The sequence below is a fragment of the Clostridium tarantellae genome (assembly GCF_009295725.1).
GTDB classification, from domain to species: Bacteria; Bacillota; Clostridia; order Clostridiales; family Clostridiaceae; genus Sarcina; species Sarcina tarantellae.
Genome location: NZ_WHJC01000170.1, coordinates 1 through 7,339 on the forward strand (window position 1 = coordinate 1; position 7,339 = coordinate 7,339).

General features: G+C 27.3%; 5 protein-coding genes. All 5 read left to right on the forward strand.

The genetic code is table 11. From position 1 onward, the window contains the following. The first annotated feature begins 36 nt into the window (after positions 1–36). On the forward strand, positions 37–309 hold the full coding sequence (locus GBZ86_RS10620) for an ATP cone domain-containing protein (protein ID WP_152890497.1): 273 nt from the start codon (positions 37–39) through the stop codon (positions 307–309). A 49-nt stretch (positions 310–358) separates the two neighbouring features. Beyond that, on the forward strand, positions 359–1,141 hold the full coding sequence (locus GBZ86_RS10625; protein ID WP_152890499.1) for a hypothetical protein: 783 nt from the start codon (positions 359–361) through the stop codon (positions 1,139–1,141). Between the two features lie 18 nt (positions 1,142–1,159). After that, positions 1,160–1,483, forward strand: coding sequence for a DUF1904 family protein (locus tag GBZ86_RS10630; protein WP_152890500.1), 324 nt, complete (start codon positions 1,160–1,162; stop codon positions 1,481–1,483). A gap of 285 nt (positions 1,484–1,768) precedes the next feature. Further along, positions 1,769–2,200 (forward strand): hypothetical protein, encoded by a 432-nt coding sequence (locus tag GBZ86_RS10635; protein ID WP_152890502.1) that lies wholly within the window; start codon positions 1,769–1,771, stop codon positions 2,198–2,200. A 141-nt stretch (positions 2,201–2,341) separates the two neighbouring features. Next, the coding region (locus GBZ86_RS10640) for a discoidin domain-containing protein (protein WP_152890504.1) at positions 2,342–7,339 on the forward strand (4,998 nt) is incomplete at its 3' end.

Sequence of the window (7,339 nt, forward strand, 5' to 3'; positions counted from 1 at the left end):
AATTTATATAGAATATTAATAAAGGGATGTGTTTTTATGAAAATTATAAAAAAAGATGGAAGACTTGAAAATTTTCAGATAGAAAAAATAAAAACGAGTATAAATAATGCTACTCTTAGTTGTAAATCATTATTAAATGAATCAGATTTAAAAGTTTTATGTGAAGACATTAAAAATAAAATAAATACAATAAGAAAAGATGGAAGTAATACTTCAAGTTATGAAGTAATAGGAGTAGTTATAGATGTATTAAAAGATGATAAATTTTCAGATATAATATCTTTATATCTAAATTATAAAAAGAATTAATTTAAATATAAAAAATTTAGTTTTATATTTATTAATAGGAGTATTTGAGATGAACTTAAAAAAATTAGCATTAATAACTTCAATTTTAATAACATCAACTTTAATAATAGGATGTACTAATAAAATAGAAAAAGAAGCTATGGAACAAGGAAAAAATGCATTAATTAATAGTAATTATGAAGAGGCTACTAAAGTTTTTGAATTTGCATTAAAACAAAATTCTGAAAATAAAGAGGCTGAACAATTTAAGAATTTATCAACTTTATATTTAAAAGCAAATAAAGCTTTTAAAGAAAAAAATTATAATGAAAGTGAAAATCTAATAAAAAAAATGGAGAATAATGAGAATTGTAAGTTCATCTCTGATGATTTAGAAGCTTTAAAGAAAAAAATAAAGGATTATAAAAATGAAGAGAAAAAAATAAAGAAAATAGATGAATTAATTAAAAAAAATAATTTTAGTGAGGCAAAAGTTATTTCAGAAGAATTAAAAAACAAAAAATTATCAAAAGAATATAGTGAAAAAATAAATAATTTAATTAATAATATAAATAATTCTAAAAATACAAATAATGAAGAAAATAAAAAATTAACTGCTAATAAAGCAATGGAATTATTAAAGAAAAATGTACAGTTAAATCAAGATCAATTTTATAAATTTTCATCTAAAGATTATTATACTTTAGATAATGGTTCGAAAGCTTATGTAATTAATAAATATTATAAACCTAAACAAAGTGATAAAGAACAATTAATTGCTCAATATTACATAGATATTTTAACAGAAAAAATAACAGAAAAAATTTCGGGTATAACAAAACAAATAAACTAATGAAGGATGGATATAAAAATGCCAATGTTAAAAATAAAAGGAATAAAAGAAAGTGAAATTTTAAAAGAAAGTAAAGATTTAATAGATGAATTAGAGGTAATAATAGGATGTCCAAGAGATTATTTTACTATTGAATTAATAAAATCAAATTTTATAATGGATGGTAAAAAAGTATTAGCACCATGTATGGTTGAAGTAGCTTGGTTTGATAGAGGACAAGATATTCAAGATAAAGTTGCAAAAGTCATAACTAAATATTTAAAAAAAGATAATAAATGTTTAGATGTTATTTTTTACAAATTATCAGAAAATGATTATTATGAAAATGGAGAGCATTTTTAAAAAAATTTAAAATTTAATTTTTAAAAGATGTTAAGAAATTTTTTTTCTTAACATCTTTTTTATTCTTTAGGAAATTATAATTTTGAGAATTTGTGATTAACTTTAATTAAAATGTCGAAGGCGGTCTGCCAAGTAGATTTTATTCAAATTATAATAATAAAAAATATATGTATAACTTTAGTTGATGTATGAAAAGTGGCATACTAAATGAATTTTTAAAAAAGAATATTAATTAAATAAAATATAAATAATATTTGTATTAAAATTAATAGGAGTAATTTAAAAATGATTAAATTTTTTAAAAAAAACAAATTTATAAATAAATTCATTGTTATTTTATTATTATTTAGCTTTATTATAATAAAATTAAACAACAATAAGTTAAATGTTAGGGCTGAACCTTTATTTCAATCTAATGTATATATAAAAATAAATTCTATTAATAAAGATTCTGTAGTATTTACTTTTTTTAATAGTGCTAATGAAAATTTAGTTTATATTTATAAAATAGATTTAATAGATACTAAAAAGAATGAAGTGATAAAAGAATTTGAAGCTTATACAAATTTATTATTAAAAGAAAATACTTTAAATACTATGGTTTTTAAAGTAAATAAACTTAAAGAAAAAAATCAATATATTATTAGAATAACTAGTAAAGAATGTTTAAATGGCATCAAAATAAAATCAATTGAATTTAAATTTAAAACTTTATAATTAAAAAATATTTACAAAAAAAGGAAATAAGGGTAATATAAAATTATAACTAAATATTACCTATAAAATCATATGTAAAGGTTGTAATTAGTCATTGATTTAGATGGAAATTGTTATAAAATATTTGTAGGGGGAAGGATAATGAAGAATAAGAAAATTATATCATTGTTGATGATAGCTACTATTACATCAAGCTTTATTAGTAACTTAGGAACTATATCAGTAAATGCAGCTTCAGATTCTACAATAAAAGTACTAGGTAATGTAAAAAAAGTTTTGCAAAAAGATGATACTATTGAAATTAAATTAGATAATGAAAAAGTAAAAATAACATTTTATACACCAGATGTATTTAGGGTTTGGATGGATCCAGAAGGTGATTTTGATGATCCAACAAGTGGAAAAATATTATATAAAAAAGAGCCACAATATGATGAAGACTATGATATAAATCTTTCAAAAACTGATGAAGGAGATTATTATAAAATATCATCTGGAGAAGTTGTTTTACGTATTTATAAATCACCTTATAGATTAGCTTTATATAAGAATGATAATGAAACTGTTGTGTGGGAAGAAACGTCACCATTAGAATATGGTAATGGAAAAACTAAACAGTCTATTTCTACTAAAAAAGATGAGCAATTTTATGGTGGAGGAGTTCAAAATGGATATTTCTCTCATAAAAATAAAAAAATTGATATAGCAGTAAAAGCTTCTCATTGGAATGATGGAGCTGTTTCTAATCCTGTTCCTTTTTATATGAGTTCAGAAGGATATGGTGTAGTTAGGAATACTTTTAAACCAGGTCAATATGATTTTAAAGAAAAAGCTACTTTAACACATAACGAAGACCGATTTGATGCAGTATATTTTGCAGGTGATAATTTTGAAGAAGTTATGGATTCTTATACAGAATTAACAGGTAGACCACAATTAATTCCTAGATGGGGATTAGGTATGGGAGATGCTAACTGTTATAATAGAACAAATCCTGGACAAACTCCTCAAGATGCAGATAAAATTCTTAATGGATATGTAGAAAATGATATGCCACGTGGATGGTTTTTGCCTAACGATGGTTATGGATGTGGTTATACCAATTTAAAAGATTTCATTAAAAAAGCAGAAGGATTAGGATTTAAAGTAGGATTATGGACTGAAAATTCTGTAGACAAAATAGCTCAAGAGGTAGGAGAGTATGGTTCAAGATTAGTTAAAACAGATGTTGCTTGGGTAGGGCCTGGATACGAATTTGCTTTAGATGGAGTTAAAATGGCACATGAAGGTATAGAAGGAAATTCTGATAGTAGAGGCTATGTTTGGACTGTTTGTGGATGGGCAGGAACTCAACGATATGCTGCACCATGGACTGGTGATCAAAGTGGAGATTGGGAATATATAAGAATGCATATTCCAACTTATATAGGTTCAGGTATGTCTGGTATGCCAATAATAGGCTCAGATGTTGATGGTATATTTGGAGGTTCTAAAGATACACAAGTTAGAGATATTCAATGGAAAAGTTTTACACCTATAATGCTTAATATGTCAGGTTGGGGAGTAAATGCTTCTGAAACTGGATTACCTGAAAAGCAACCTTGGGTATGGGGAGAACCTGCAACAAGTATTAATAGAATGTATTTAAAACTAAAATCTAGAATGACACCATATATGTACACTTATCTTGCAGAAGCAAATAGAATAGGTACACCTATAGTTAGAGGTATGGTTTGGGAATATTCAGATGATCCATTTACTTGGGGTACAGAAACTCAATATCAATACATGTTAGGAGAGAATATGCTAGTAGCTCCTGTATATGAAGATACAGAAGTAAGAAATGGTATATATCTTCCAGATGAAAATCAAACTTGGATAGATTATTTTACTGGAGAGCAATATACTGGTGGAAAGGTTATAAATAATTTTGAAGCTCCTTTATGGAAATTACCTTTATTTATAAAAGATGGAGCTATTATACCTATGTATCCTAATTCAAATCATGATGGAGAGGTAATTGCAGATAGTGAAAATCCTATAACTTTTGACGTTTATCCATCAGGTAAAACAAGCTTTGAATTATATGAAGATGATGGAAATACAAGAGAGCATAGAGAAGGTGCTTTTGCTAATACATTAATAGAATCAGATGCACCAACATCAGGAACTGGAAAAGCTATCATAAAGGTTAATGCTACTGAAGGAACTTATGAAAATATTCAAGAAAGTAGAAAAAATGAATTTTCAATTCATACTAAAGTAGACCCAGGCAGTATAAAATTAACTATTGATGGAAAAACACCTATAGAAATAGCTCAGGTTGATTCAAAAGAGTTATATGATTCTGCAACTACTCCAGTATGGTTCTTTGAACAGGATAGTCCTGTAGGTGGAGTACTTCATGTTAAAACAGATGCTATGTCTATTAGAACTGGATTCCAAGTAGAAATAGAGAATTTTAACAATGATGCTATTCCAAAAACTCCAGAACATGATGAAGTGCCTGAAACTCCAACAGGATTGCAAGCTAATGAGGTATCAGATAGTAAGATTTCTATACAATGGAATGAATCTGCTAATACTACCTCATATGATTTAATGGTAGATGATATGTTATATGAAAATATTAAATCACCATTTAAACATGAAGGATTAAATTTCTTATCTACTCACACTTATAAAGTTAGAGCAGTAAATTCAGCTGGAGCTTCAGAGTGGAGCGAAGAACTTACAGTTACTACCTTGGAAAATTTATTAAAAGATGTTGTTTCACCTGAAGAAATGTCTGCTATAGCAACTAGTTCACAACCAGGAGAAACACCAGATAAAGCTATAGATGGTGATATAGGAACTTTATGGCATACTAAATGGGGTGAAAATGGTATACCAGCTACTTTTGATATAAGTTTTAAAAATGCTTATAATTTAAATAAATTTGAATATTTATCAAGACCAAAAGGATCTAATGGTAATATAAAAAAATATAATTTATATATAAGCCAGGATGGAATAAATTATAAAAAGCTTGTTAATGAAGGTATATGGCCTGATCAAAATGACCCACATATGGTAGAATTTAAAGAAAATATGGTAGTTAAGCATATTAGAGTAGAAGCATTACAAGGCAATGGAAATTTTGCAGCTGCTTTAGAGTTTAGACCTTATAAAGTTGAAGGAACTAATAAGGTTATTTTAGGAGATTACACTGGTGATGGACAAGTTACTGATAATGATATAGTTTTTGTTAATAATTATATGGGAGCAACAGAAAAAGATAATGACTGGGGATATGTTTCTAAATGTGATATTAATTATAATGGAGTTATAGATTCTTATGATTTAGCATTTGTTTCAAGTCAAGTGGGTGAAAAACTTCAACCTTCAGGAAAAGAAGTGAAGGGGAATATTGCTTTAGAATTCGATAAAGAGCAGGTTAAAGCTGGTGAAGAATTTACTGTAAGTGTATTAGGTAAAGGTATTAGTGATATGTATGCCTTTGATACCTTGTTAGATATAAATACAGATAAATTTGAAATTGTAAATTCATCTGTACCAGTTAATTCATCAAATTTAACTTCATCAATGGTTAATGCTTCAGCATATAAAGAACATGAAGGTGATGATACAGTGGTAGTTTCATTTGTAGGAAAGGGTAATATGGTTCCTATAAATGAGGAGGGTTTATTAGCTACATTTAAATTAAGAGCTAAAGTAGATACAAAAACATTTATGGAAGCATCAGATGCTAGGATTGTAGGAACAAATCTTCATATTATAGAAGCTCTTACTGATTGTAATGGAGGTGAGACACCAGAATTAATACCTGTAGAAAGAGAAATTCCAAAATCTCAAATGACTGCAACTGCGACTACAGAGCATGATAGTGAACCTGCAGGGCTTGCTATAGATGGAAATTATGGTACTTGGTGGCATACACCATGGTTTGAAACTGTGGAAATGCCTCAAAACTTAAGTATTGATTTAGGTGGAAATTATGATGTAAGTAAAATTAAAGTTACTCCAAGAGCTAAAGGAGCCAATGGAGTTATAACAGAATATAAGATTTATGCTATAAAAGATGGAATTGAAGCAGTTATATCTGAAGGAACTTGGGCAGATGATGGTGAACCTAAGTTAATAGAATTAGAAACACCAGTTAATGCAGATAAGATTAAAGTAGAAGCATTAAAAGGAAATGGTGGATTTGCAGCTATTGCAGAGGTAGATATAATAGAATCTATTCCTGGAACAATAAAAGTTGAAGGCGTAAAATTAGATAAAACTACTGCTGAAATTGCTTTAGGTTCAAAATTAACTTTAAATGCAACTATAACTCCAGAAGATGCCACAAACAAAGGAGTTATATGGTCTTCTTCAAATAAAAGCGTAGCAAAAGTTTGTAATGGCAATGTTGAAGGAATTAAAGAAGGAACAGCAATCATTACTGCTACAACTGTAGAAGGAGAAAAGGTTGCTACTTGTGAAGTTACAGTAAAAAATGAAATAACTAATCCTGATTTAGTATTAAGCAATGTAAATGCTACTGTGGATAAAAATTCTTTAAAAGTTGGAGAAAATACTAAAATTAAATTATCTGGAAAAATGAATGATGGAAGTGATGCAGATTTAAGTGGTGCCGTAGTTAGATATGGAACAAGCAATCCTTTAGTAGCTACTATAGATGAAGAGGGTAATATTAATGCTTTAACTAAAGGTACTACTGATGTAGTTGCAACAGTAAATTTAAATGGGGTAGAAGTACAATCAAATGTAATTTCTATAAAAGTAATAGAAGATGGAGAAATTCCAGATGAAGGTATTAAACCTAAAAAAGTTACATCTTTAAAAGCTATAGAGACAACTTCAAATTCAATTAAAGTATCATGGAATGCACCAACTAATACACCAATTGAAGAATATATGGTATATAAAGATGGAGAGTTAGTAGGTACAGTTAAGAATGAAGAAACTGATATAGAAGGATTAAAATCTAATACTTTATATGGAATAAAAATTGTGGCTAAAGGAGTAAATGGAGAAAAATCAAGACCAGTATCAATAAATATAAGAACTAAAAAACAAACTATAAAAACTTTTGGTGATGTTATTAGTTCTATAATAAACAATATATTAAAT

Excerpts from the sequence above, each read along its gene's own strand:
- GBZ86_RS10620 (WP_152890497.1), top strand. The coding sequence starts at position 37 with ATGAAAATTATAAAAAAAGATGGAAGACTTGAAAATTTTCAGATAGAA.
- GBZ86_RS10625 (WP_152890499.1), top strand. The coding sequence starts at position 359 with ATGAACTTAAAAAAATTAGCATTAATAACTTCAATTTTAATAACATCA.
- GBZ86_RS10630 (WP_152890500.1), top strand. The coding sequence starts at position 1,160 with ATGCCAATGTTAAAAATAAAAGGAATAAAAGAAAGTGAAATTTTAAAA.
- GBZ86_RS10635 (WP_152890502.1), top strand. The coding sequence starts at position 1,769 with ATGATTAAATTTTTTAAAAAAAACAAATTTATAAATAAATTCATTGTT.